The sequence below is a fragment of the Pseudomonadota bacterium genome (assembly GCA_037200975.1).
In the GTDB taxonomy this organism is placed as follows: domain Bacteria; phylum Pseudomonadota; class Gammaproteobacteria; order Steroidobacterales; family Steroidobacteraceae; genus CADEED01.
In genome coordinates this window covers 2,426,987-2,453,079 of sequence record JBBCGI010000001.1, presented here as the reverse complement: position 1 = coordinate 2,453,079, position 26,093 = coordinate 2,426,987, and the positions used below count along the sequence as shown (strand labels likewise).

The window sequence follows — 26,093 nt, the reverse complement described above, 5'->3', positions numbered from 1 at the left end:
GAGACCAAAACTGCGACCTGCGTCACAAACATTACTGCCAATTGAGCCCTTAAGTCAAAAGGGACGCACAAAAACGACAGCAGAGATGTTTAGACGACGGGCCTAGCGTCACGGGCATCGGACGCTACTTTCTCGCGAAGGGGGGTCGAATCGACAACAGGATCAACGAATTGAAATACAGCCAATCCCACCTTCTCAAACTCAACACCCGGCTCTACCTGCGCGGAGTAAGGGCTGAGCCAGTTGTCCAAGTCGATAAGCAGTTCTGAAACGCGCTCCCGAACATGTTTCTCAAAGATTGGCACTACCGAGGTAGGCAGGCCGCGATCTGAGATGACTGAGCGCTCTAGACGCTTAGTCGAATTCAGCCGGTCCATGTTGAACTGGAGTGTATTGGCGAGCCGAGTCAGTGCATTGCCAAAAAACTCAAGCTGCGCAGGCGACATCTCTTCGATCGGAATGAATGCTCGAGACACAGTTCGGACGTGCGTATCGCCAGACCAAACAACGGTGCGCAATCGAATTAGCTCTTCTAAAACATCATGAACACTTACCTGAGAGTCAACTGCATTCACAAGCTCAGAAAATGAGCGGGTCTTGTGGCTTTTGACTTCAAGTTCTAACGGAATCCCATATGGACCGACAAACTGTGGATCGGTGTGCCACTTGTTAAGGATTTCCGAGAGAGTGGCCGTCAAAGTCTTCGGCGGCAGAGGAAGCGCGCCATCGTTGTCGATAAAACGATCTACATCGCTGCGTGGGACGCCAGTCGAAATCGAGACCTTTGCCCGCGATGGCTTGGCGCCATCGCCCAAGCCGTCACGGACAGCAGTTTCGACATACACGCCACGGATCAGCTCAAGGAATTCGTCATATCGAACCCCCGACCTAACTAAGATTCGCATTAGCGGCCGCAATACTCTGCGAAAAGCATAAAGTAGTTGGTCGCGCGAATTGTTTGGCATCAGCTATTCACCTGTATCGCAGCGCAGCTTACGCGACGCCGTTCTGGTAGTCGGACAACCGTGCAATCTTCGACCTTTCCAGGTACGCAAACCTATCCGTCATCCCCGCCACATAGTCCGCCACGACGCGGGCACGCGCGGCCTCACCGCCCTCGGCGTCGGCACGAGCAGCAAGCGACTGATGTTCTGGCGGCAGGCGCGACGGATCCTTCATGTACGCCTCAAAAAGTGTCTTGAGCGTGGCGCTCGCTTCATCCATGACTTCCCTGACTCTTGGGTGATTGTAGAGCTTCGTGCGCAGGAAACGCTTCAATTCCTGATGCTGCTCGAGCGCCTCCTCGCTCAGCGCGATCAGCGGCCGCGCATGAACTCTCACCGCATCGATACTGTCGACGCGGGCATCGCTGACATTCCTCTGCGAATGCATGATCAAATCGCTCACGAGGAAATCGACCATTCGCCGGATGGTCTCGTAGAGCTGCCGGCGCGCAGACACCTCGGGATACTTCTCGAGCACCTGTGAATGCAAGCGCTCGAAAACTCGTACGTCGCGCAGCTCTTCCACGCTGATCAACCCGGCGCGCACGCCGTCGTCGACATCGTGATTGTTGTACGCAATAGCATCCGCAATATTCGACAGCTGTGCTTCGAGACCGGGCTGCGTCCGGTGCAGGAATCGCTCGCCAACATCGCCGAGCAGTCTCGCGTTCTGCACGGAACAATGTTTGAGCACTCCCTCGCGGCACTCGAACGTGAGATTGAGGCCCGAAAAATCCGCATAGCGTTCTTCGAGCTCGTCGATGACGCGCAGCGATTGCAGGTTGTGTTCAAAACCGCCGTAGTCGCGCATACATTCGTTGAGTGCGTCTTGGCCGGCGTGGCCGAACGGCGTATGACCGAGATCGTGCGCCAGGCAGATCGCTTCGGTCAGCGTCTCGTTGATACGCAACGCGCGCGCAACGGTGCGGCCGATCTGCGCAACTTCCAGGGAGTGCGTAATTCGCGTGCGATACAGATCGCCCTCGTGATTGACGAACACCTGGGTCTTGTAGACGAGGCGACGGAATGCATTCGAATGGATGATTCGATCGCGATCGCGCTGAAATTCGCTGCGAAACCGCGGTGGCGGCTCTGGAAATCGGCGTCCGCGACTTCGTTCGTCGATCGCGGCATACGGCGCGAGCGGCTCGTTCATGGCTATCCGCAACGGACGCGCAGCGTCTCTCGCAACGCCGCGTCGTCATAGTCGCCGGTCACCACGGATTTTCCGATGGCGTTGAGCAGCACGAGGCGAATCCTGCCGGCTGCCACCTTCTTGTCGATCTTCATCTTCTCCGCCAACGTGGCTGCCGAGAGTTCGCGAACGTCGGTTCGTAAACCGAACGCCTGCAGCACCTGTTCCACGCGCGCCACGTCAGGGGCTTTGAGCCAGCCCAGTCGCTGCGACATGTCGGCCGCCAGCAGCATCCCGGCGCCAATCGCTTCGCCATGCAGCCAGGTCGAGTAGCTAGTCGCGCTCTCGATGGCATGGCCGAAAGTGTGGCCGAGATTCAGCAGGGCGCGATCGCCCTGCTCACGCTCGTCGCGCGCGACGATGTCCGCCTTGATTTCGCACGAACGCTTGATGGCGTGAGTGAGCGCAGCGGCATCACGCGACAGCAACCTGGCCGCGTTCGCCTCGAGCCAGTTAAAAAACTGCGCGTCGACGATGAGGCCGTACTTGATGACTTCGGCAAGTCCGGCGCGCAGCTCCCGATCGGGCAGCGTGGCGAGCGTATCGGTGTCGGCAAAAACCGCGGCCGGCTGATGGAAAGCGCCGATGAGGTTCTTGCCACCCGGGTGATTGACGCCGGTTTTCCCGCCAACCGAGGAATCGACCTGCGCCAACAAGGTCGTCGGGACCTGCACGAAGGCGATGCCGCGCTGGTAACACGCCGCTGCGAAGCCCGCCATGTCGCCGACCACACCGCCGCCGAGCGCAACGACGCAGGCATCGCGCGCGAAGCGATTCGCAACAAGCACGTCGAGCATTCGCGAGATGTTCGCGAAGGTCTTGTGAACCTCGCCGTCCGGCAGCGTCAACTCGATGCAACGTCGAGGCGCTAGCGCGGCGGTCAGTTTTGCGGCGTACAACGGCCCGACCGTCGTATTCGTCACAAGCAGAACGTCGCGGGCCGGAATGGCGCGCGCGAATTCTTCCGCATGCGTCATCGCTCCGGCGCCGATGAATATCGGATAGCTGCGAGATCCCAGTCTTACTTCGATGCGCTGCACGCGTGTTCCAGATCAGCCGGCCTCATTGGCCGCGGTAGCGAAGTATAAGCGGCCTCAAGCGGTGTTCTGCGCGGCCTTGAACGCTGCAAAAATCGAGTCCGCGACGACGTGTACCTTGCGCCCGTCCGTGCCAATGCTGAAATCCGCCAGCGACTCGTAGAGCGGCTCGCGCACGACCATGAGTTCGGTGAGTTTGGTCAGCGGATCGACGTCGTGCAGCAGCGGCCGGTTGCGTCCCTGGCGAACTCGCTCCACCTGTTGTTCGAGCGAAGTACGCAGATACACCACGAAGCCGCGTTCATGCAGCGCTTTGCGATTTTCCTCGAGCAGGATAGCGCCACCACCGGTCGCAAGCACGATCGGGCATTCGCGGGTGACATCCTCGAGAACTTCGCGCTCGCGCTGCCGAAAACCGGCCTCACCCTCGCGCGAAAAAATATACGAGATGTCGACGCCGGTACGGGATTCGATTTCCGCATCGCTGTCCCGGAAAGGCGCACGCAGCAGGCGCGCCAGGTGTTTGCCCACGGCGGTCTTGCCCGAACCCATGGGGCCTACGAGGAAAACATTGGAATTGCGTGATGTCATTCGCCATTGAGAATAGCGGAAAAGAAGCGGCCGCCCGAAGGCGGCCGCTATCTAGCCGGAATGAATGGCCGATCAGTAGACGGTGACGCCTTCGCGCAGGATCTTCGGCGTTACGAAGATCAGCAGCTCGTCCTTGTTGTTCGTCTTGCCGGTGGTCTTGAAGAGGCGGCCCAGGACCGGCACGTCGCCGAGGTACGGAACCTTCTTCTCCGTCTCGCGGCGTTCGGTCTCGAGGATGCCGCCGAGCACCACCGTCTGACCATCGTTGACGATGACCGAGGTCGTGATCGTGCGGGTGTCGATCGAGGGCACCTGCTGGCCGGCGCCGCCGACGATGATCTGGCCAACGCTGTCTTTCTTGACGACGAGGTCCAGAACCACGCGGTTGTCCGGAGTGACCTGCGGGGTGACTTTCAGCGACAGCACGGCCTTCTTGAACGAGATGGTCGTTGCACCGGAAGAAGCGGATTCCTGGTACGGAATTTCCGTGCCCTGTTCGATCATGGCTTCGCGCTGGTTGGCGGTGATGACGCGCGGGGTCGAGATGACTTCGCCACGGCCTTCGGCCTGGGCCGCCGACAGCTCCAGATCGATCAGGAAGTCTTTACCGAGGAGCATGTAAGCCAGGCTGCCCGCGGGGCTCGCCACCGGCAGGTTCACGTTATAACGCGGCGATGCGGTGCCCGGACTGTCGGAGAACACGAAGGGCACGCCGTCGTTGGTCGCATCAGCGTCGTTGGCCCGCTCCAGGAAATCGCTGATCGCCGTATCGTTGGCGAGGGCCGATCCGCTGGTGTATCCGAGGTTGTTGCCGAAGAAGTCGAAGCCGGAGAAGCCGGCGCGGGCGCCGAGCTCGCGTGAGAAGTCATCGCTGACGATCACGATGCGCGCCTCGATCTGCACCTGGCGGATCGGGATATCGAGCGTGCCCACCAGGCGGCGGATGTCATCGAGACGATCGGCCGAATCCTGCAGCAGCAAGGTGTTGGTGCGTTCGTCCACGGCAACCGTGCCGCGCTTGGAAAGCAGACCGGCTTCGCCACCCGACGATTTGATCAAGTTGGCCAGATCTTCGGCCTTGGCGTAGTTGACCTGCAGGTATTCGGAACGCAGCGGAGCCAGATCCTGAACGTCGGCGCGAGCCGCCAGTTCTGCCTTCTCACGCGCCGCGAGTTCTTCGGTCGGCGCCACGATGATCACGTTGTCGTTGCGACGTTTGTCGAGGCCCTTGGTGCGCAGGACGATGTCCAGCGCTTGATCCCACGGGACATTCTGCAGGCGCAGCGTGACGCTGCCCGAGACGGAGTCCGATACAACGATGTTCTGGCCGCTGGCGTCCGCGAGGAGCTGCAGCACTGCGCGGGTTTCGATGTCCTGGAAGTTCAGTGTCAGGCGCTCGCCGGTGTAGACGCGTTTCTCTTCGGCTTTCTGCGCGGCCTTGCGGGCCGGCTGCACTTCGACGACATATTGGTCGTCGGACTGATAAGCAAGCTGCTCGAAATCACCGGCGGCGCTGATGGACAGGCGCACACCGTCGCCTACGCGCACAACGTCGAAGCCCGTAACCGGGGTGGCAAAATCTGCCGCGTCATAACGGCGCGCCAGGTTGCTGGCGATTTCCGCGCCCGCGAAATCCACGACGATCTGGTTGCCGAGCTGGCGCAGGCTGGCGGGTGTACGCGGGTCGGACAGACGAACGATGATGCGGCCCGTGCCGCCATTGCCGCGGCGGAAGTCGATCCCGCGAATCGCGCGCGGACCGGAGGGAGCGGCGGAAGCCGAACGCGGGGCAGACGGCGAACCGGCCGCACCACTCGAAGCGGCCGCCGCAGCGGCAGGCGATGATGCCGCGCCACCGATGAGGACGATGACGTCATTGCCCGAGACGCGCGTCGTATACGGCATCAGTCGGTCGAGGTTCAGAACGAGGCGCGTGCGGCCTGAGGCTTCGGCGGCCAGGACAGAGTCGACACCACCGGAGCGGACGTCGATGCGGCGCGAGGGAAGTGCCAGCGCGGTATTCGCCAGATCCAGCGAGATGCGCGCGGGATTGTCGATGGTGAACGCGACCGGCTCGGCGGGCGGTGCCGAGTGATGCAGCGTCAGCTGAATCTGCTGGCCGGCAAGGTTCTGCACGTCCACCGACTCGAGCTTGTTGGGTGTGCCCTGTGCATAAGCCGCCTTGCTGGCGAGCGCCACGATGACACACGCAGCGAGCCACGAAAGGGTCGAGGTGGCCAGCTGACGGATGGTGATCTTGTTCATTCGCATCTACTCCCTGACGTGGTCTTCAATTGTTCAAGCCGAGCGAGGCAGGCCGTTCCATGTAGCCGCCAAGTCCGTCCGGAACGATTTCCACGACACTAATCTTCGAAGGCGATATCTCGGTGACCCTGCCGTCGGCCTGCCCCAGGTAGTTGCCCGGGAGCACGCGATGTACGAGGCCGTCTTTCGTTTTGATCAAACCGTAGGTGCGATCAGCCAGGCGCAACGTGCCCACCATTCGCAGCGTATCGAGCGAAAATTGCTCGAGGAATTCGCGATTGCGGCGCTGGTCGGGACGCAGAGAACCTGCGGCTCCTCCACCCGAGCCGCCAGGCATGAACGGCGAGCGCATGCTCGCGGACTCATACCCGTAAGTCTCATAGGGCTTGAGTTCCGGTAGCGGCTCGACGCGGCCGCCGGGCTCTTTTTTGGTGTCGGCGATGAACTGATCGAGTTCTTCGTCCCTGCTCGAGCATCCCGAAAGAGCGCTCGCGGCAAGCAACAAGGCGCTGACAACAAGCCAACTGTTCTTCTGTTTCGAAAACATATCCGTTACCTGTGTTTTCGCTGTTAACCGGTCGGCCGAGTCGGCGAAGTCTTGCCCTTCTCCGCGGCAACTTCGGCGTCGTCAAGGTAGCGGTAGGTCTTCGCCGTCAACTCGAATGACAGGACGTCGTAGGCGTCCTTGGTCTCCGGTTTGATCGTCAGGTCGCCGAGCGTGACGATGCGCGGCAGCGCCGCGATGCCACTGACGAATTCACCCATCTGGTGATAGGACCCGGTCAGCCTGATCTTGATCGGCAGTTCCGCGTAGAAGTCCTTCTTGACCTCTGCGGAGGGCTGGAAGAGTTTCTCTTCGAGGCCGGCGCCCACGCCGACCTGCGAAATGTCGACCAACAGGTTCGGCACTTCGGTGCGACCGGGCAGCTGGCGCAGTAACGCGCCGAACGAACGCTCGATGTCCGCGAGCTGCTGCTGATAGACCGCAAGATTCACGGCCTTCGAGTGCTTGGTCTTGAAGACGTTGCGCAGTTCCTGTTCTTCGGTCGCCGCCTGATCGAGGCGCGGCTTCTGGTCGCTCCACACAAAGAAGTAGAACAGCGCGGCCGACAGAATCACGAAGCACAACGCCACGGTCCCCGCGCGCACCGGCAGCGGCCAGCGGCCCGGGTCGTTGGGATCGAGTGATTTGAGATCGTCGAGAATGCTCATTAGTTGCCCCCCGCGGACGCGATGCGCCGCTTGGGTTTGTTCGGATCGGCTTCCGGCTCGGCCGGAGCGCCCGATTGATCGGCATACAACACAAAGCTGGCGCCGGTCGTCGCACTCTTTTCGGTGCGCACGACTTCGAGCTCGGGGTTCTTGAGATAACTCGATCCGTCGATATTGCGCATGAAGGCGGATACGCGCGTCGAAGACTGCGCGACGCCTTCGAACTTCAAGCGGCTTCCGGTCTGCGTGATGCCCGTCAGATAGACGCCATCGGGCAACTGCTTGGCGATCTCGTCGAAGATGTGCACGATTTCGGGACGCGAGCGCTGCAGCTTCTCGATGACGTCCATACGCGCGATGAATCGCGCCTTGTCAGCCTCGAGGCTGTTGATCTTTTCGATCTGCTTGTCGAGCTCGGCGATTTCGGTCTTGAGAGTCTGATTGCGCGCGTCCTGGGCACTGACCATCGAATCCATCAGCAGATAGCCGACGAACGCGGTGAGGCAGGCACCAATGGCCGCGCCGCCGAGCCAGACGAGAAAGCGGAGCTTGCGCTCCTTGCGTTGTTCGTCGCGCCAGGGAAGTAGGTTTATGCGAGGCATTAGTCGAAGCTCCGCAGTGCGAGTCCGCAGGCCGTGAGCAGCGCGGTCGCGTCACGGGCCACCGCCTGCGCCTTGGCGCGGGAGGAAAGTTTCATCTGGCCCAGCGGGTCGCCCTTCTCTGCGGAGATACCGACGCGGCTCGAGATCACGTCGGACACGCCGGAGATGTTGGCGCAGCCACCGCAGATGAGGATCTTCTCGGGCTGATCGCGCCCCGAACCTGAAGCCAGATAGAACTGCAGCGAGCGACTGACCTGCTGCGTCATGTCGTCGATGAACGGATCGAGCACTTCGGCCTGGAAATTACCGGGCAACCCGCCTTCTTTCTTGGCGCGGCCGGCTTCTTCCATCGAGAGGCCATAAGTACGCATGATTTCTTCGGTGAGCTGCTGCCCGCCGAACGCGAAGTCACGCGTGTAAACAACCTTGAGATTGCGCAACACGCTGAACGTGGTGCTGCTCGCGCCGAAGTCGACGACTGCGATGGTGCGATCGATGCCGCCATCGGGCATCTGATGCGTCATCAGTTTGCAGGCGTTTTCCAGGGCGAAAGCTTCGACGTCGACGATCTTGGCCGTGAGACCGGCGGCATTCACCGCGGCCTGGCGCTGCTCGACGTTTTCCGTACGCGTCGCGACTAACAACACGTCGTTGGTTTCGGGATCTTTCTCGGATGGGCCTAACACCTCGAAGTCGTAGCTGACTTCGTCCATCGGGAATGGAATGTATTGATCGGCCTGCATCTCGACCTGAGCTTCGAGATCGCGCTCGCGCAGACTGCGCGGCATCTGGATCACCTTGGTGATCGCGGCGTCACCGGAGATCGCGATGGCGACTTCCTTGGCACCGGCGCCAGAGCGTTTGACGGCACGACGAATGGCCTCACCGACGGCTTCTGCGTCGACGATCGCCTTTTCGTTCATCGCGTTCTGCGGTGTTGGTTCGGCTGCGTACGATTCGACGCGATACGAACCACCACTCATCACGAGCTCGATCAACTTGACCGACGATGTCGTTATGTCAAGCCCGAGTACGGGACGATACTTGCGCGTTAAGAACAGCACTTTCGCAGTCCTTTCATAGTGTTATTGCGAGAATCGCGCACCCTGTCTTAAACCCAGGGCACTATATATCAGCGTGAAGTTAAATTGAACGAGACGCTCCTCACGAAACTAACGGATTCCTCGGGATACCCCTTGGAAGCCCGTTTCGGGCCGGGAACTCACGATGCCGGGGGACGAGCATTGGAACCAGACGGCAGTTGTCCGTATCAACTCGAACTGTGAAGTGTTCGAGCCGGCAACCCCGCTGTCGTAGGCCAATGCGCTGACCCTTAGACCGGAAGCTTTGCGTCCCCACCTTTCGGTGAGTATGCATATCGACGGCGGTTACTATGCAACCGGCTATTTGACCGCGCAACTGACGAGAGCCAGATTCTGTGAAGCCAAACTACTTTCGATTGTTCGTGCAGGCGGTCTTGGGTGTGACGGCGTTCACACTTGCAGTCGCCTATGCCTTCGTCTGCAGCTACGTGTACCTGGAACCGACGCTCCCCACCGTCGCTGCGATGAAAAACAACGAGCTCGCGGTGCCATTGCGGGTCTATACCCGCTCCGGCGACCTGATCGCCCAGATCGGCGAACAGCGCCGCAACCCGGTCAAATACGACCAGATCCCCCTGATCGTGCGCCAGGCTTTCATCGCGGCGGAGGACGACCGGTTCTTCGAGCACCACGGCTTCGATTGGCAGGGCATCCTGCGCACCTTGTTCGTCAACGCGACCTCGGGCGAATTGCAGGGCGCCAGCACCATCACCATGCAGGCGGCGCGCAGCGCGTTTTTCACGCAGGAACAGACCGTGCGCCGCAAGTTGCAGGAGGTGTTCGTCACCTATCGCCTCGAGCGCGAATTCACCAAGCCGGAAATCCTCGCGCTGTATCTCAACGTGATTTTCTTCGGTCAACGCTCCTATGGCGTGGCGTCGGCGGCGGAAACCTATTTCGGCAAGCCGCTCGATCAACTCACGCTCGGCGAGGCGGCAACACTCGCGCGCGTGCCGCAGTGGCCTTCCCGGTACAACCCGATCACGAATCCGACCGGCGCCGCCGAACGCCGCGGCTACGTGCTGCGCCGCATGCGCGAACTCGGCTTCATCGACCCGGCCGCCGCCGAGGCTGCCTCGCACGAAGTAGTTAGAGCGGAAGCGCACCGTGCGCTCGCCGACGTCGAGGCGCCCTACGTCGCCGAGATGGTTCGCCTCGAGATCATCAAACGCTTCGGCGCGGCGGCGCAGGACGCGGGTTACAAGGTCTACACCACGCTCGATGGCCGGCTGCAGACCGCCGCGGATCGCGCGCTGCGGATCGGGCTGATCGACTACGACCGCAGACAGGGCTGGCGCGGCGCCATCAATAAGGTCGAGCTTTCGGGCAACGAAACTGCCGAAGCGCTGGAATTACTGCTCGATGAGTACGGCAGCGTCGGAATCCTGCAACCCGCGCTCGTCAAGAACGTGGGTGAGAAGCAGGCCCAGGTGTTCATCAAGGGTGCGGGCGACTCAACGATTGAATGGCCCGGCATGTCGTGGGCGAAACGACGGCTGGATGGCAGCCCGCTCGGGCCGGACCCCAAGACGGCCGGTGAAATTCTGGCGCGCGGTGACGTGGTGTACGTCGTTCGCGAGAAGGCCGATGCGCCCGCCGCCCTCGCGCAGATACCGGAGGCCGAGAGTGCGCTGGTCGCACTCGATCCGAACAACGGTGCGATCCTCTCGCTGGTCGGCGGGTTCGATTACTTCGACAAGACCCTGGGCAAATTCAACCGCGTAACGATGGCGCACCGGCAACCTGGCTCGGGTTTCAAGCCGTTCATGTACGCCGCCGCGATGGCGGGCAACTACACACCATCGTCGGTGATCCTCGATGCGCCGATCATTCTCGACGACAGCAATCTCGAAGAGGTGTGGCGTCCGGAAAATTCCGGCGGTGGGTTTCGCGGGCCCTTGCGGCTGCGCGAGGCGCTCGTTCAATCTCGCAACCTCGTATCGATTCGGCTGCTCAAGGAGATGGGCGTCAAGCCGGTCATCGACTACGTGCAGAATTTCGGTTTCACGAAGCAGCAGTTGCCCACCAACCTGACGTTGGCTCTCGGCAGCATGCCGGCGACTCCGCTGGAGGTTGCGCGCGGCTTTGCCGTGTTCGCCAACGGCGGGTACCGCGTCGAGCCGTTCTATATAGATCGCATCGAGGGTCCTGGTGGTCAGATCGTCTTCAGCGCGGAGCCGAAGACGGTATGCGCGGACTGCGTCCAACCCATCGTCACCGTGAGCGACGCCGAGCGCGCGAAACAGGCCGACGTCAGCGCGACTTACGTGCCGCCCACGCCGCTGGCCGGCCCGCGCCGCACTGAGCCCGTCGAACAGGCCATCACGCCGCAGGTATCGTTCCTCATGAACGACATCATGCGCGAGGTGATCACCCGCGGAACCGGACGCCGCGCACTCGCGCTCGGTCGCTCGGATCTGCGCGGCAAGACCGGAACGACCAACCTGAATTTCGACACCTGGTTCAATGGCTTCAATGACAACATCGTGGCGAGTGTTTGGGTTGGCCTCGACGAACCCGGGCCGCTCGGCGCCGGCGAAGAAGGCGCGCGCACCGCGGTGCCGATCTGGGTCGATTTCATGCGCGAAGCTCTGCGCGGCGTGCCCGAGAAAGCGCGCACGATTCCCGAGGGAATCGTCGAGATGAAGGTGAACGCGGCAACCGGCGGAACCAGGAATGCGGATGCAGATCCCTTGTTCGAATACTTCCGCGCCGACATGTTGCCGACGGAGGAGGGTTATATCGGCAGCGAATCCGTCGGCCCGCAGGACATCGATCCGAGTTCCCCCAACACCCCGCAAGGCGGAGCTGACCCGATCTTCTGAACCATGAAGAAATTGCCTCCACGCGCTGAAAATCTGCGTCGCGCGCTCGCCCAGGAGGCGGCGCGCATCATGTCCGAGCACGGCATTCGCGATTTCCTCACGGCCAAGCGCAAGGCGGCGGAGAGATTCGGCGTCACCGACGGTTCGGTGCTGCCCAAGAACACCGAGATCGAGGATGCGCTCGCCGAGTATCAGCGGCTATTCGGCGGCACCAGACATGGTGAAACGCTGGCGGCGCAACGCAACGCTGCGTTGTCGGCGATGCAGATGTTGTCGGACTTCCAGCCGCGGCTGGTCGGTCCGGTGCTCTCCGGTACGGCCACCGAGCACAACGACATCCAGCTGCATCTGTTCGCGGAAAGGCCGGAGTCCATCACCTTCCGGCTCATGGATTTCGGCATCGACCATGAAGTGGTGGAACGGCGCGTGCGCTTCGGGGTCGATCGTGTCGTCGCCTATCCGGGAGTGCACTTCGAGTTCGAAGACCACGTCGTGGATGCGACGGTGTTCCCGGTGGATGGAATCCGGCAGGCGCCCGTCAGCCCGGTCGACGGCAAGCCGATGCGCCGCATCGATGCCGACGAGCTCGAGGTGCTGTTGGACGTCGAGGACGCGCCGCTCGCGCAGTAGCGAGGCGGCTAACGCGTGCCGATGTCCTGGTACTGACGCAGCGTCGGGCCCGTATAGAGCTGACGCGGCCGGCCGATCCGCATGGCAGGGTCGGAAATCATCTCCTGCCAGTGCGCCACCCAGCCCACGGTGCGCGCGATCGCGAACATCACCGTGAACATGGAGCGCGGAATGCCGAGCGCCGAATAGATGATGCCCGAGTAGAAATCGACATTGGGATAGAGCTTGCGTGCGACGAAGTATTCGTCCTTGAGCGCCGCCTCTTCGAGGCGCTGAGCCAACTCGAGCAGCGGATTGTCCTGCTTGCCCAGCTTCTTCAGCACCTTGTGGCACATGTCGCGGATGATCTTGGCGCGCGGATCGAAGTTCTTGTAGACGCGGTGGCCGAAACCCATGAGACGGAAGTGACTGGATTTGTCCTTGGCCATCGCGAGGTATTTCGGAATCTGATCGGCAGTGCCGATTTCCTCGAGCATCTGCAGCACGGCCTCGTTGGCGCCGCCATGCGCGGGCCCCCAGAGCGCGGACACGCCGGCGGAAATCGCCGCGTAGGGGTTTGCGCCGGTCGAGCCGGCCAGCCGCACCGTCGAAGTACTCGCGTTCTGCTCGTGATCGGCGTGCAGGATGAACAGCAGATCGAGCGCTTCGGCCGCGACCGGATCGACGTTGTATTTCTCGCAGGGCACCGCGAAGAACATGTGCAGCATGTTCGAGCAGTAGTCGAGATCGTTGCGCGGGTACACGAACGGCTGGCCGAGCGAATGTTTGTAAGCCGCCGCGGCAATCGTCGGCAATTTCGCGACGATGCGGTGCGCGAAGATCTCGCGGTGCCGCGGGTTATGGATGTCCATCGAGTCGTGATAGAACGCCGACATCGACGCGACCACGGCGGACACCATCGCCATCGGATGCGCATTGTGGTGGAAACCACCGAAGAAGCGCAGCAGCGACTCGTTGATCATCGTGTGATTGCGAATGCTGTGCGTGAACTCGTCCAGTTCGGGCCGGGTCGGCAGATTGCCGTTCAGCAGTAGATAGCAGACCTCGATGAAAGAGCTCTTCTCGGCGAGCTGCTCGATCGCATAACCGCGATGCATGAGGACGCCCGCATCGCCATCGATATAGGTGATCTTGCTCTCGACTGCGGCGGTGGCGCCGTAGCCCGGGTCGTAGGTGAAGGCGCCGAATTCCTTGACCATCGGCGCGATGTCGACGACGGAGGGACCAATCGTGCCGAAGCGCACGGGCAACACGGCTTTCTTGCCGGTGGCGGGATCGAGAAGCTCGAGTTTCTTATCGGACATGACGAAGAGGCCCTGAAAACGCACACGGCGCGTGGAAAAACTGGATCGAGACGAGACTTACACGGCCCGCGTATGGAATCAAGGCAACGGACGCGCGAACATGCGCGTCGTCATCGGCACCTACTCGACGATCTTGAACAACTGACCCGGCTTGGGCTTCTTGTTCGGGTACATCGCGTTGATGAGCTCGAGCGTTTCCTTCTTGAACTTGTCCTCTGGCATGTCGGCCGCGTAGTCGGACAACTTGGTCTGCTCGGTGGCCTTCACGACTTTCAGGCGATACGGCTCCGCGAGCGGAAATTCCGCGGGACGCAGACCGCGCAGCGTTTCGGCTACCGACAAGACGATCCCATCAATCTCCGGCACTCCATTCAAGGCCGAGCGGCTCGCGCCCGCCGTCAAGAACACACTGTTGCCGCGATACACCGCCGCCCAGCGCGCCGGACCGTTGTCGATTGGAGATCCATTGCGGGTCACGATGGTGTAGCCCTCGTTCCCTTCGCTCGTTGTGATCGGCTCGCCCTTGAATACCGACGCGCCCTGCAACTTGCTCAAAAGAAATTCGCGCGGTGCCTGCTTGTCCGGCTTCCTGTCGATCAGTATCTGAATGAGCGCGTCCTTCTTCGGAGTGTACGCAAGCAGGCGATCCCGCTGATTTTCGATGGTCCAGCCTTTCGGGAAGGCGACGGTAATGCCCATGTCGGCGTGATAGAAACGGTTGTCACGCACGATGCCTTGCGCCTTGCTCGAGCCGTAGGCGATTCCGTTGATGGTGGTCAGATACTCGTCGTGCCGCTCGATCCATCCGCCCGGCGGCTCTGTCTTGATGTTCGCGGAGCCCTTCGCCGCCTGGACGGCGCGCTCATCAGGACTCGGGTGGCTCGAGAAAACGCCGTGATAGAGGCGCGGCTCCCGGCCCTCGGCCTGCGCACGCGCGCGCTCGAATTTCTCGCCGGCCTGAAACATCGAGAAGACGTGGCCGATCGATTCGGGATCGTACCCGGCCTTCACCATGTACTTGAGACCAAGCCGATCGGCTTCCATCTCGTTTTCCCGCCCGTATCCCATCATCCAGGCCTGCCCGCCGATGTTGGCCAGCTGACCGATGGCGTTCGAACCGGTGAGGATCGCTGCAGCCATCGCACCGAGCGAGGCGGCAACACCGCGCGCCTGGCGACGGGCGGGATGACGCGCGGTGACGTGACCGATCTCGTGCCCGAGCACACCGGCGAGCTCCGCTTCTGAATTGAGGTTCAGCAGCAGGCCGCGATTGACGTAGACGTTGCAGCATCCGGTCGTGAATGCGTTGATCGCCTCGTCGTCGATGACGAAGAATTTGAATTCCTCGTTGGGCAGATCGCTCACGAGGGCGACGCGTTGCCCCACCACGTTCACGTATTCCTGCGTGGCCTGATCGTCGTACAGACCCAGCGCCTTGACGATTTCCTGGTGATTCTTCTGGACCGTCTTCTTTTCGCCTTCCATGCCGCCGACGCCGACGCTCTTGCCACCGGTGGACGGATTGCTCACGCAACCCAAAGCCAGGACGCAGGACGCCGTTACGACGAACAGGGCATGAACAGAGCGCTTCATTATTGGGTCTCCGCGGACGGGGCCGAGCGCGTATTTAACTACGATCCCGCTCTGACCCGACAAGTTCCGGCGCGCCACATTACGAGTGCCCGGGCCCCACAGCACAAAGGCGCCCGAAGGCGCCTTTGTGAGTAGCGGTGACCGCTGGAAGAGTTCTTCAGCGCGTGGATGCCGCGGCGTATTTCTTGCGGAATTTGTCGACGCGGCCGGCGGTGTCGACGATCTTCTGCTTGCCCGTATAGAACGGATGGCAGTTCGAGCAGACTTCGACCTGCAGATCGTGTCCCAGAGTCGAGCGCGTCTTGAACGCGTTGCCGCACGTGCAGGTCACGTTGATTTCGGCGTATTCAGGATGCGTATCGGCTTTCATGGGAGATCTCTCTTTTGGTTTGGCTGGATTTTGCCAGCCTGATGCTGAGAAGACAGGGCTTGGAAAAAGGGCGCGCAGTCTAGCGGGCCATGTGTGGGTTCTCAAGCGCGAAAAACAACCCGGCGTTATCCACAGAAAGTGTGGATAACTCTGTGGGTAGTGCCGTTTTCTGGAGCCAAAAGCGCTGCGATCTGCGCAAATCCGTTACCTTGGTCAAATAATGACCATTGCATTAAGCGCTTTTTAATCAATCGTTTACGGGCACTTTGTAGTGCAACAGGATTGAAACCTGCCGTAATCCCATTGTTTGTGTGCCCCTCGATGGGCATCTGTGCATAAAAACGCCCAGCGGTGGCGCGCGAACGTTCACGGCGCTGCTACGGGCCCTGCCGCTGGCAACAGTTCGACCAGTATGTCGTTGAGAAATCGGAAGCCTTTGGAGGTGGCAGCCCATCGGCCCGGCTGTCTTTGAACGAGGCCGCGACCGACCAGACCGCCGAGCGCTTCCTCCAGAACCGTGCCGCGAAGTCCGGTCCGGCTTTCGAACAGCTCGTCCGAAAAGCCTTCCACGAGGCGGAAGCCATTCATCGCGAACTCGAACGGCAAGTCGCGGACTGCGATCGGTTTACGCATCAGCGAGTCCGGCTCCTCGGCAAGGTAGCGGCGCGGCTCTCGCATCCGCTGCGTTCGCACGATCTGACCCAGATCTGGATCGGTGATCTTGCCGTGAGCGCCGGCGCCGATGCCGAGGTAGTCGCCGAACGTCCAGTAGTTGAGATTGTGTTCGCAGCGCCTGCCCGCGCGCGCATAGCCGGACACTTCGTATTGCTCGAACCCCGCCTGCATGAGCGTGTTCAAGGAACGATCCAGCATGTCGTCGACGATATCGTCGGCCGGCTGCACTGGCGGCGCCGCCGCGAACAAGGTACCGGGCTCGATCGTCAGGTGATATTGCGACAGATGCGCAGGTTCGAGCGCGAGCGCCGCGCGCAGATCTGCTTCCGCTTCCTCCCCCGTCTGCCCGGGCAACGCGTACATGAGATCGAGATTGAAATTCGACAGGCCCGCGGCATGCAGTTCTTCCGCCGCGCGCCGTGTTTCGTCGGCCGAATGGATGCGGCCTAACAACTTGAGCTGCCGCGCGTCGAAACTCTGGGCACCGAGCGAAACCCGCGTGACACCGGCGGCGCGGTACTCCGCGAAGCGGCCGCGCTCGATGGTGCCCGGATTGGCCTCCAGCGTGACCTCGGCGGCGCCGGCAAACCCAAGCCGAGACCTGGCGTGTGTGATCAAACGTCCGATCGACGCCGGTGAAAACAGACTGGGCGTGCCGCCTCCGAGGAAAATGCTGCTGAGCGCGCGTTCCGCGACGGCCGGCACTTGCGCGTCGAAATCGCGCAGCAGCGCATCGAGGTAACGCTGTTCGGGCAATTCGTCGCGCAGCGTGTACGAATTGAAATCGCAGTAGGGGCACTTCTGCACGCACCACGGGAAGTGCGCATACAAGGCGAGCGGCGGTGCTTTCACGGGCGCGTCCGCGCGCCAAGTTGCGCCAGGAATGCGCGCATCGCCTGCCCGCGATGACTGGCCAGATTCTTCTCGTCCTGCGGTATTTCGGCCACGGTGCGCGTGTCGCCCGCGGGCACGAATGACGGGTCGTAGCCGAATCCGTTGCTGCCGCGGCGCGCGTCGATGATCCGGCCTTCCCAGGTTCCCGCGGCGATGAGCGGGTGCGAGTCTTCCGCCTGGTTCACGTAGACGATCACGCAGCGGTAGCGAGCGGTGCGTTTCGCATCGGGCAGCCCCGCCAACGCGCCTAACAACTTCGACAGATTGTCCGCGTCACTGGCGTCCTCGCCGGCATAACGCGCGGAATACACACCGGGCGCGCCGCCCAGCGCGTCGACCTCGATGCCCGAGTCGTCGGCGATCGCGGGAAGTCTGGTGATACGCGCCGCGTTGCGGGCCTTGATGAGCGCGTTTTCGAGGAAAGTGCCGCCCGTTTCAGGCGGCGGCACGACGCCGAAATCCGACTGACGAACCGGGACAAGGCCGCTGGCGGCTAACAACTCCGAGAACTCGCGCAACTTGCCGGCATTGCCGCTGGCGAGCACGACGCGTTGCACTTCCATGGCTGCGTCGACCGCGGGTCAGGCGGCCGTGCGCACTTCGGTCTGCAACTGGTGGAGTTTCGCGATGCCGCTGGCCGCCAGATCGAGCAGCGCGTCGAGCTCGTGACGGCGGAATGCGTGGCCTTCCGCCGTGCCCTGGATTTCGATGAAGCCGCCGCCGTTGTTCATGACGACGTTCATGTCGGTTTCGGCGCCCGAATCTTCAGCGTAATCGAGGTCGATGACCGGAACACCGTTGCAGATGCCGACCGAGATGGCGGCCACCTGGCCATGCAGCGGCGATGCGTTGATGAACCGCTTCGCGACCAGCGCGTCGCAGGCATCGGCCATCGCGACGTAGGCCCCGGTAATGGCCGCGGTGCGCGTGCCCCCGTCCGCCTGCAGTACGTCGCAATCGAGCGTGATCGTGCGTTCGCCGAGCCCGGCCATGTTGGTCACCGCGCGCATGCTGCGGCCAATCAATCGCTGGATTTCCTGGGTGCGTCCGCTTTGCTTTCCCTTGGCGGCCTCGCGCGGGCTGCGGGTGTGCGTGGCGCGCGGCAACATGCCGTATTCGGCGGTGACCCACCCCTGGCCTTTGCCGCGCAGAAACCCCGGCACGCCTTCTTCGACGGTGGCGGTACAGAGCACGCGCGTCTGGCCGAACTCGACCAGCACCGACCCTTCGGCGTGCTGTGTGAATCGACGGGTGAAACGCACTGCGCGCAACTCATCCGGTGCGCGGCCGCTGGGACGGGTGGCCATCAGCCGTTACCGATCCAGCGCACGACCGCCGCGGAGGTGTTGTCGCTGCCGGCGCCGACCGCGCTGATCGAACGTTCGGCGAGCCGCACCAGTTCGTCACGCAATGGCGCGCGTGCCGGGGGAAAGGCGGCGCCAATATCGGCATCTTCGAGACCGCCCCACAAGCCATCCGAGCACACTAACAAGATGTCGTTGGCCTCGAGCGGCTCGCGGGTGCCCAGCGACATCTCCGGCAGGAAGGGTTCGCCGCCGAGGCAACATTCGACGAAGTTGCGCATGGGATGCGACAACGCCTGATCGGCGGTGATGACACCCTCGCGCAGCAGGAATTCGACATGGCTGTGATCGCGCGTGCGTTTGAGGACCTTGCCACGGCGCAGGAGATAGACGCGGCTGTCGCCGATGTGGGCCCAGAACGCGCTGCCGTTCTGCACCAGGCACACCGCGCAAGTGGCGCGCGGCCGATGTTCCAGCGGCAGATTGGTGCCGAGTTTGGCGACTTCCTCGTGCGCACGTCCCAGCGAAATATGCAGGAACCCGAGCGGATCGAGGATCGGCTGCGGCGTATGCCAGAACGCCTCGACCAGCACCTTGATGGCGGTCTCGGCGGCCTTGGCACCGTCGGAATGACCGCCCATGCCATCGATCACGACGAGCAGGGCCGAATGCTCCGAGACCGCAACGGAGACGCGATCCTGATTGTCGCTGCGACAACCTAGCAGGCTGACTTCGGCGTATTCGATGCGCAAGGCGTGGTGGGGGGTCTGATAAACTGCCGCGCAGTCTACTGCACTGCTTCCCCCAAGAACCGAGAACTTCAAGCGCCATGATCGCAAGCATGACGGGTTTCGCACGTCGCGAACTGGCGGGCACTTGGGGCACGCTCACCTGCGAGATCCGCAGCGTGAACCACCGCTACCTGGAGCCGGGATTCCGGCTGCCGGAAGAGCTGCGGCCTCTCGAATTCGACTTAAGACAACTGCTGGCGAAGCACCTGAAACGCGGCAAGGTCGATTGCACGGTGCATCTGCGCAGCGTGCAGGCTTCCGAGCGTGAGCTGCGTATCGACCAGGCCGCGCTGGCTCGCGTCGCCACCGCTGTAGGTCTCGTCTCACGGGCGGTGCCGGGTTCCACGGTCGATGCCGTCGAGGTGCTGCGCTGGCCGGGCGTCATCGAGGCCGCCAATCCGGACTCGGAAGCCTTGTTAGGTGCGGGCCGCACGCTGTTTCAGCAGACGCTCGAAGAGCTCGGCGCGATGCGGCTGCGCGAAGGCAAACGCCTGGGCGAATTGATCGAGCAGCGTTGCGTCGGCCTCGCCACCCACGTCACGCAGGTGCGCGCGCGATTGCCGGAAATCCAGGCGCGGGTGCGTACCCGGTTGCACGAGCGCGTCGCCGAATTGCTGGCCACCGTGGACCGCGAACGCGTCGAGCAGGAGATCGTCCTGCAGCTGCAGCGTCTCGATGTCGCCGAAGAGCTGGATCGCCTCACCGGCCACATCGAAGAAACGCGCCGCGTGATGGGTGCCAGCGAGGGCGCGGGCCGCAGGCTCGATTTCCTGATGCAGGAGCTCAATCGCGAAGCGAATACGCTGGCGTCCAAATCGCAGGATCTGGACACCACGCGCATCACGGTCGACATGAAAGTGCTGATCGAGCAGATGCGCGAACAGGTGCAGAACGTCGAATGAGCGCCGCACGGCGTGGTGCGCTGTTCGTGATCGCTGCGCCGTCGGGCGCCGGCAAGACGAGCCTCGTCAAAGCGGTGCTCGAGCGCGATCCTTCATTGCGCGTGTCCGTGTCGCACACGACGCGCAAACAGCGCGAGAAGGAAATCCCGGGCCGGGACTACAACTTCGTCAACGTCGATGAGTTCAAGCGCCTGCGCGACGCGGGCGAATTCCTCGAACATGCGCAGGTGTTCGACAACTTCTACGGCACCGGCCGCGCGCAGGTCGAAGCGCTGCGCAACGCCGGCCACGATGTGATTCTCGAGATCGACTGGCAGGGTGCGCGCCAGGTGCGCGCCGCGCAGCCCGACTGCAAATCCGTCTTCATCCTGCCGCCCTCCCGGCGCGAACTCGAAACACGGCTGCGCAATCGCAAGACCGACAGCGATGAGGTCATCGAGCGGCGCCTGCGCGATTCGATCGCGGACATGTCGCATTTCGCCGAGTTCGACTGTGTGATCGTCAACGACGAATTTGAAGCGGCGGTCGCCCACCTGCTGGAAATCCTGCGGGGTGACGCGGGTTTCGCCCCCGGGCGCGCAGAGCTCGAGCCGCTGCTGGCAGAACTGCTCGCCTGAGGCGCCGGTCCACCGGTTCGGTGCTGGAACCTCGGCGGCTGGTGCAAATCCCGGCAAAACCACACGTTTTTCCAGTAGACTTTGCACCCCCCGCAGCTTTGGTCACCTGAGAGATTCATGGCCCGTATTACCGTCGAAGACTGCCTGCCGAACGTCGAGAACATCTTCCAGCTCGTGTTGCTGGCCGCCGCGCGTGCGCGCCGCCTTGCCAATGGCGCCGAGCCGACCGTGCCATGGGAAAACGACAAGCCGACCGTGGTCGCGCTGCGTGAGATCGCCGAGGGCAACATCACCCCCGAGATGCTGCGCGAGCCCGAGCCGCCGCCGCCGGAAGCGACCCTGCCCGATGCCGACAACCAGTCCCTGTTCCGGGCGCCGCAATTCGGCCTGCAAGGCGATCGTGACGTTCAGGAATAAATCCTCCGCCTGATCCTTCTTCAAGGAGCGCCCGCGCCGCCATGGATTACGCGTCGACGCTCCTTCAGCTTCTGCCCAGTGCCCGGCGTCTGCCGGGCCTGCGCGAGTTGCTCAACAGCCTCGAGACGTACCTGCCAGCCGAACAGGTAGGCCGGGTACGTGCGGCCGTGGAATTCGGCGCCGAGGCCCACGAGGGGCAGAAACGGCTCTCGGGCGAGCCTTACATCGCGCACCCGCTCGCGGCCGCGCAGATCCTCGCGGACCTGCATCTCGACCCCGACACCATCATTGCGGCGATCCTGCACGACGTCATCGAAGACACGCCGATCTCCAAGGAAGAGCTGTCGGAGAAGTTTGGCGCGCCGGTGGCGGAGATCGTCGACGGCGTCACCAAACTCGACCAGATCCAGTTCAAGTCGCGCGCCGAGGCGCAGGCGGAATCCTTCCGCAAGATGGTGCTCGCGATGGTGCGCGATCTGCGCGTCATCCTGGTCAAACTAGCCGACCGCACGCACAACATGCGCACGCTCGATGCGATGGCGCCGGCGCGCCGCCGCGCGGTGGCGCGCGAGACGCTCGACATCTACGCGCCCATCGCCGGGCGCCTCGGGCTCTACAACATGAAGCTCGAGCTCGAAGATCTCGGCTTCGAAGCGGCGTTTCCGCATCGCTACAAGGTGCTGGATCGCGCGCTGAAAAAGGCGCGCGGCAACCAGAAGCAGTTCCTCAACAAGATCGCCGAGACGATGCGCGTGGCATTACTCAAGGCGGACATGAAAGCCGACGTCAGCACGCGCGAGAAACACCTCTACAGCATCTACAGCAAGATGCTGCGCAAGGCCGCGCCGCTTTCGGAGATCGTCGACGTATTCGGATTACGCGTCGTGGTCGACAAGGCGGACTCCTGTTATCGCGCGCTCGGCGTCGTGCACGCGGCGTACAAGCCGATGCCCGGCCGCTTCAAGGATTACATCGCGATTCCGCGCGTCAACGGCTATCAATCGTTGCACACCACGTTGTTCGGCCCCAACGGCATCCCGATCGAAGTGCAGATCCGCACCGAGGACATGCATCGCGTGGCCGAGGCCGGCATCGCCGCGCACTGGAAATACAAGGTCAGCGACAGCGAAGGCGGACAGGACGAACGCGCGCGCGAGTGGCTGGCGAATCTCGTCGACATGCAGGAAGGCGGCAGCTCGGAGGATTTTCTCGAGAGCGTCAAGGTCGACCTGTTTCCCGACAAGGTCTATGTGTTCACTCCCAAGGGCGAGATCCTGCGGCTGCCGCGCGGCGCGACCGTCGTGGACTTCGCCTACGCCGTGCACACGGACGTCGGCAATCGCTGCGTCGCCGCCAAGGTAGACAGGCGCCTGACGCCGCTGCGCACGCCGCTGCGCAACGGGCAGACGGTGGAGATCATCACCGCGAAGGGCGCGATGCCGAATCCTTCCTGGGTGAACTTCGTCGTCACCGCCAAGGCGCGCGCCGCCGTGCGTCACTATCTGAAGGGTCTGCGGCGCCAGGAAGCCATCGAGCTCGGCGCACGTCTCATCAACCAGGCGCTGGGCGAGTTCCGGCTGTCGCTCGAAGAGGTGGCTGCAGAGACGCTGAACGCGGCCGTGGTCGAGCTCGGCATGCACGATGTCGACGAGCTGTACGAGAAGGTGGGACTGGGCGAACGCCTCGCGCCACTGGTCGCGCGGCGGCTGCTGCCGACGAAAGCCAGCGAGGAATCATTTTCCGGCGCGCCGGCGCCGCTCGCCATCGCCGGCACCGAAGGCCTGCTGGTGGCCTATGCGCGCTGCTGCTTCCCGATTCCCGACGATCCGATCTTCGCGTTCCTCTCGACGGGCCGCGGCGTGGTGGTGCACCGCGAGAACTGCGTGAACGTCGAGGACTACCGCAAACATCCCGAGAACTGGCTGCCCGTCGCGTGGCAGGCGACCACTGACAAGGTGTTCAGTTCGGAGATCCGCGTCGACGTCGCCAACAAGATGGGCGTGCTGGCCGCGGTCGCGGCGGCCATTTCTGCCGGCGATACCAACATCGAGCGCGTGGCGGTCGAGGAGAAGGACGCCGACAGTTCCTCACTGGTATTCGAATTGCGTGTGCGTAATCGCGAACACCTGGCGCGCGTCGTGAAAGTCATCCGCCGCATGCCCGAAGTGCTGAAGGTGACGCGTACAATTGCGAGCCACGGACGCGCCGCGCGCTCGTCCGACTAGCTCGAATCAATTCCAGGAGTTCGTGATGTCCATCGTCCGCCAGGCCATCCATTCGGATCAGGCCCCCAAGGCCATTGGCCCTTATTCCCAGGCCATCCGCGTCGGCGACACGGTGTACATGGCCGGCCAGATTCCGCTCGATCCCGTCACGATGCAGATGGTCGAGGGCGACTTCGAGAAGGAAGCGCGCCGCGTGTTCGAGAACATCAAGGCGGTCATCGCGGCGGCGGGCGGCGGTTTCGAACACATCGTCAAGGTCACCATTTTCCTGACCGACTTCGCCAATTTCGCCAAGGTGAACGAAATCATGGCCGAGTACTGCAAGGCCCCGTATCCGGCGCGTTCGACCGTCGCAGTCGCGGCGCTGCCGCGCAACGCGCGCGTCGAAGTCGAGTGCACGCTGCACCTGGGCTGAAGGTTTCCCGCTACCGTGGCAACACCGGCGCCACACGTCACGCCGCTCGAGCAACGTCCCGTCGGTTCGTTGCGCGGCGTGGGACCGGCGCTCGCGGAAAAACTCGGGAAACTCGGCGTCACGCAGGTGCAGGACCTGCTGTTCGTGCTGCCGTCGCGTTATGAGGATCGCACGCAGATTTCCGAGATCGGCTCCGTGCGCCACGGCATGCGCGCGGTGGTCGAAGGCGAGATCCAGCTCACCGAGGTCGCCTATCGGCGGCGGCGCCAGCTCCTGTGCCGCATCAGCGACGGCACCGGCTCGCTCACGTTGCGGTTCTTCTACTTTTCCGGCGCGCAACAGGCGGGTTTGCAGCGCGGCACGCGCCTGCGTTGTTTCGGTGAGGTGCGGCGCGGGCCGCTCGGCCTCGAAATCGTCCATCCGGAGTACCGGCGCACCGCCGAGGTTTCCGAGGCGCTCGAAGAGGTGCTCACGCCTATCTACCCGACCACCGAGGGCGTACCGCAGGCGCGCCTGCGCTCGCTCATAGACCTCGCGCTGCAGGAGGCGGAACGCTCGGGCGTGCGCGACTGGATTCCGCCGGAGATGCTCGCGAAACTCGGGCTGCCGACGCTGGTGGATGCGCTGTCCATGATGCATCGGCCGCCGCGCGCCGCGCATCTGGGCGAATTGCTGAGCGGCCGCCATCCGGCGCAGCGGCGTCTCGCGTTCGAAGAGCTGTTGGCCCACCAGTTGTCGCTGCGCCTGCTGCGGCAGACGATCCAAGCGGATCCGGCCGCGCCGCTGCACGATCCGGAAAAGCTCGAGCGTCGGCTGTTAGAATCGCTGCCATTCGCGTTGACCGGCGCGCAGCGCCGCACGCTTGATGAAGTCGATCGGGATCTGCTCGCCGACCGGCCCATGGTGCGGCTGGTGCAGGGCGACGTGGGTTGCGGCAAGACCGTCGTGGCCGCCGCCGCCGCTGCGCGCACCGTGGGCTCCGGCTTGCAGGCTGCGCTGATGGCGCCCACCGAGTTGCTGGCCGAACAGCACGCGAAGAATTTCGAGCAGTGGTTCCGGCCGCTCGGCATCCCGGTGGCATTGGTGACGGGCTCACTGCCGGCACGCACGCGGCGCAGCGCACTCGAAGCCGTGGCGGGAGGCGAGATCAAACTAGTCGTGGGCACACACGCGTTGTTCCAGGAATCCATGGAATTCGCGCGGCTCGGGCTCGTCATCGTCGACGAGCAACATCGCTTCGGCGTGCATCAGCGGCTGGCGCTGCGCGAGAAGGGCGCCCGCGCGGGCCAGTTGCCGCACCAGTTGATCATGACGGCGACTCCCATTCCACGCACGCTGGCGATGACCGCCTACGCCGATCTCGATGTGTCGGTGATCGATGAACTGCCGCCGGGCCGTACACCGGTGAAGACCGTGGTGTTGCCGGAGAGCCGCCGCGACGAGATCGTGCAGCGCATTCATCGCCAGGTGCTCGAAGGACGGCAGGCGTATTGGGTCTGCCCGCTCATCGAGGAATCGGAGGAACTGCGCTACCAGGCCGCCGAGGAAACCGCCGCTGCGCTCGCCGAAGCGTTGCCCGAAGTCCGGGTCGGCCTCGTGCACGGGCGCATGCCGGCGCGCGAGAAAGAACGCGGCATGTATGCGTTCAAGGCCGGCACCATCGGGTTGTTAGTCGCCACCACCGTCATCGAAGTCGGTGTCGACGTACCCAACGCCACGCTGATGGTGATCGAAAATGCCGAGCGCATGGGCCTCGCGCAGTTACACCAATTACGCGGCCGCGTCGGGCGCGGCGCGCACGAAAGCCATTGCGTGCTGCTCTACGGGGGCAAGCTGAGCGAGATGGCGCGCGCCAGGCTGGCCGCGATTCGCGAAACCAACGACGGCTTCGTGATCGCGCGCCGCGACCTGGAACTGCGCGGCCCCGGTGAACTGCTCGGCACGCGCCAGACGGGTCTCGCTGAAATGCGGGTCGCGGACCTCATGCGGGATTCAGACCTGCTGCCTGAAGTGCAATCGGCGGCAGAGGTGCTGCTTAAACATAATCCTGAGGCGGTGCACGGACTTACGCGCCGCTGGGTCGGGGCCGGCGAGCGTTACGGCCGCATCGGCTAGTGCTGTG

Annotated in this window: 24 protein-coding genes and 1 riboswitch; of the genes, 8 read left to right on the top strand and 16 right to left on the bottom strand. The window is 63.0% G+C overall.

Annotation, left to right across the window (positions count from 1 at the left end):
* Nucleotides 1-89 precede the first annotated feature (89 nt).
* From WDO72_11065 to WDO72_11025, 9 genes are all read right to left on the bottom strand, one after another.
* Complete coding sequence (locus WDO72_11065) at nucleotides 90-965, bottom strand: DUF6502 family protein (GenBank protein MEJ0086216.1); 876 nt, start codon at nucleotides 963-965, stop codon at nucleotides 90-92.
* A 28-nt stretch (nucleotides 966-993) separates the two neighbouring features.
* On the bottom strand, nucleotides 994-2,160 hold the full coding sequence (locus tag WDO72_11060) for a deoxyguanosinetriphosphate triphosphohydrolase (GenBank protein ID MEJ0086215.1): 1,167 nt from the start codon (nucleotides 2,158-2,160) through the stop codon (nucleotides 994-996).
* Nucleotides 2,161-2,162: 2 nt separating this feature from the next.
* Nucleotides 2,163-3,239, bottom strand: coding sequence for a 3-dehydroquinate synthase (aroB, locus tag WDO72_11055; GenBank protein ID MEJ0086214.1), 1,077 nt, complete (start codon nucleotides 3,237-3,239; stop codon nucleotides 2,163-2,165).
* A gap of 54 nt (nucleotides 3,240-3,293) precedes the next feature.
* The gene (locus WDO72_11050; GenBank protein MEJ0086213.1) at nucleotides 3,294-3,827 is read right to left on the bottom strand and encodes a shikimate kinase; all 534 of its coding nucleotides are present in this window, start codon (nucleotides 3,825-3,827) and stop codon (nucleotides 3,294-3,296) included.
* 72 nt (nucleotides 3,828-3,899) lie between these two features.
* The gene (locus WDO72_11045; GenBank protein MEJ0086212.1) at nucleotides 3,900-6,092 is read right to left on the bottom strand and encodes a type IV pilus secretin PilQ; all 2,193 of its coding nucleotides are present in this window, start codon (nucleotides 6,090-6,092) and stop codon (nucleotides 3,900-3,902) included.
* A gap of 25 nt (nucleotides 6,093-6,117) precedes the next feature.
* The gene (locus WDO72_11040) at nucleotides 6,118-6,639 is read right to left on the bottom strand and encodes a pilus assembly protein PilP (GenBank protein MEJ0086211.1); all 522 of its coding nucleotides are present in this window, start codon (nucleotides 6,637-6,639) and stop codon (nucleotides 6,118-6,120) included.
* Nucleotides 6,640-6,662: 23 nt separating this feature from the next.
* A complete protein-coding gene (locus WDO72_11035) occupies nucleotides 6,663-7,304 on the bottom strand; it encodes a type 4a pilus biogenesis protein PilO (protein MEJ0086210.1) in 642 nt (213 codons plus the stop codon).
* Nucleotides 7,304-7,906 (bottom strand): PilN domain-containing protein, encoded by a 603-nt coding sequence (locus WDO72_11030; GenBank protein ID MEJ0086209.1) that lies wholly within the window; start codon nucleotides 7,904-7,906, stop codon nucleotides 7,304-7,306. Before WDO72_11030 ends, WDO72_11035 begins: the two co-directional genes overlap by 1 nt.
* Nucleotides 7,906-8,970, bottom strand: coding sequence for a pilus assembly protein PilM (locus tag WDO72_11025; protein MEJ0086208.1), 1,065 nt, complete (start codon nucleotides 8,968-8,970; stop codon nucleotides 7,906-7,908). The genes WDO72_11030 and WDO72_11025 overlap by 1 nt, the downstream gene beginning before the upstream one ends.
* 231 nt (nucleotides 8,971-9,201) lie before the next feature.
* A riboswitch (cyclic di-GMP riboswitch) is annotated at nucleotides 9,202-9,292 on the bottom strand.
* A 52-nt stretch (nucleotides 9,293-9,344) separates the two neighbouring features.
* Here WDO72_11025 and WDO72_11020 point away from each other — a divergent pair.
* Both WDO72_11020 and WDO72_11015 read left to right on the top strand, forming a co-directional pair.
* Nucleotides 9,345-11,834 carry a PBP1A family penicillin-binding protein gene (locus WDO72_11020; protein MEJ0086207.1) on the top strand — a complete coding sequence of 830 codons (2,490 nt, stop codon included), beginning with the start codon at nucleotides 9,345-9,347 and terminating at the stop codon, nucleotides 11,832-11,834.
* A 3-nt stretch (nucleotides 11,835-11,837) separates the two neighbouring features.
* Nucleotides 11,838-12,464, top strand: a complete 627-nt coding sequence (locus WDO72_11015; GenBank protein MEJ0086206.1) for a hypothetical protein — start codon at nucleotides 11,838-11,840, stop codon at nucleotides 12,462-12,464.
* Nucleotides 12,465-12,472: 8 nt separating this feature from the next.
* Here the strand turns inward: WDO72_11015 and WDO72_11010 are convergent, their stop codons facing one another.
* The 7 genes from WDO72_11010 to WDO72_10980 all read right to left on the bottom strand — a co-directional run bounded on the left by WDO72_11010 (nucleotide 12,473) and on the right by WDO72_10980 (nucleotide 19,356).
* The gene (locus WDO72_11010; protein ID MEJ0086205.1) at nucleotides 12,473-13,768 is read right to left on the bottom strand and encodes a citrate synthase; all 1,296 of its coding nucleotides are present in this window, start codon (nucleotides 13,766-13,768) and stop codon (nucleotides 12,473-12,475) included.
* Between the two features lie 120 nt (nucleotides 13,769-13,888).
* The gene (locus WDO72_11005; GenBank protein ID MEJ0086204.1) at nucleotides 13,889-15,361 is read right to left on the bottom strand and encodes a M48 family metalloprotease; all 1,473 of its coding nucleotides are present in this window, start codon (nucleotides 15,359-15,361) and stop codon (nucleotides 13,889-13,891) included.
* Nucleotides 15,362-15,518: 157 nt separating this feature from the next.
* On the bottom strand, nucleotides 15,519-15,731 hold the full coding sequence (rpmE, locus tag WDO72_11000) for a 50S ribosomal protein L31 (GenBank protein ID MEJ0086203.1): 213 nt from the start codon (nucleotides 15,729-15,731) through the stop codon (nucleotides 15,519-15,521).
* A gap of 366 nt (nucleotides 15,732-16,097) precedes the next feature.
* Nucleotides 16,098-17,258, bottom strand: coding sequence for a radical SAM family heme chaperone HemW (gene hemW, locus WDO72_10995; GenBank protein ID MEJ0086202.1), 1,161 nt, complete (start codon nucleotides 17,256-17,258; stop codon nucleotides 16,098-16,100).
* Nucleotides 17,255-17,863: an RdgB/HAM1 family non-canonical purine NTP pyrophosphatase gene (rdgB, locus tag WDO72_10990; protein MEJ0086201.1), complete on the bottom strand. Its 609-nt coding sequence runs from the start codon at nucleotides 17,861-17,863 to the stop codon at nucleotides 17,255-17,257. The genes hemW and rdgB overlap by 4 nt, the downstream gene beginning before the upstream one ends.
* An 18-nt stretch (nucleotides 17,864-17,881) precedes the next feature.
* The gene (gene rph / locus WDO72_10985; protein MEJ0086200.1) at nucleotides 17,882-18,610 is read right to left on the bottom strand and encodes a ribonuclease PH; all 729 of its coding nucleotides are present in this window, start codon (nucleotides 18,608-18,610) and stop codon (nucleotides 17,882-17,884) included.
* The gene (locus tag WDO72_10980) at nucleotides 18,607-19,356 is read right to left on the bottom strand and encodes a PP2C family serine/threonine-protein phosphatase (GenBank protein ID MEJ0086199.1); all 750 of its coding nucleotides are present in this window, start codon (nucleotides 19,354-19,356) and stop codon (nucleotides 18,607-18,609) included. Before WDO72_10980 ends, rph begins: the two co-directional genes overlap by 4 nt.
* Before the next feature lie 77 nt (nucleotides 19,357-19,433).
* Between WDO72_10980 and WDO72_10975 the strand changes: the two genes are divergently transcribed.
* The 6 genes from WDO72_10975 to recG all read left to right on the top strand — a co-directional run bounded on the left by WDO72_10975 (nucleotide 19,434) and on the right by recG (nucleotide 26,086).
* Complete coding sequence (locus WDO72_10975) at nucleotides 19,434-20,297, top strand: YicC/YloC family endoribonuclease (GenBank protein MEJ0086198.1); 864 nt, start codon at nucleotides 19,434-19,436, stop codon at nucleotides 20,295-20,297.
* A complete protein-coding gene (gene gmk / locus WDO72_10970; GenBank protein MEJ0086197.1) occupies nucleotides 20,294-20,914 on the top strand; it encodes a guanylate kinase in 621 nt (206 codons plus the stop codon). The genes WDO72_10975 and gmk overlap by 4 nt, the downstream gene beginning before the upstream one ends.
* A gap of 117 nt (nucleotides 20,915-21,031) precedes the next feature.
* Nucleotides 21,032-21,331 carry a DNA-directed RNA polymerase subunit omega gene (rpoZ, locus tag WDO72_10965; GenBank protein MEJ0086196.1) on the top strand — a complete coding sequence of 100 codons (300 nt, stop codon included), beginning with the start codon at nucleotides 21,032-21,034 and terminating at the stop codon, nucleotides 21,329-21,331.
* Between the two features lie 89 nt (nucleotides 21,332-21,420).
* A complete protein-coding gene (locus tag WDO72_10960) occupies nucleotides 21,421-23,556 on the top strand; it encodes a bifunctional (p)ppGpp synthetase/guanosine-3',5'-bis(diphosphate) 3'-pyrophosphohydrolase (protein ID MEJ0086195.1) in 2,136 nt (711 codons plus the stop codon).
* A gap of 31 nt (nucleotides 23,557-23,587) precedes the next feature.
* The gene (locus tag WDO72_10955) at nucleotides 23,588-23,971 is read left to right on the top strand and encodes a RidA family protein (protein ID MEJ0086194.1); all 384 of its coding nucleotides are present in this window, start codon (nucleotides 23,588-23,590) and stop codon (nucleotides 23,969-23,971) included.
* Between the two features lie 15 nt (nucleotides 23,972-23,986).
* Nucleotides 23,987-26,086: an ATP-dependent DNA helicase RecG gene (gene recG, locus WDO72_10950; protein MEJ0086193.1), complete on the top strand. Its 2,100-nt coding sequence runs from the start codon at nucleotides 23,987-23,989 to the stop codon at nucleotides 26,084-26,086.
* Nucleotides 26,087-26,093 lie beyond the last annotated feature (7 nt).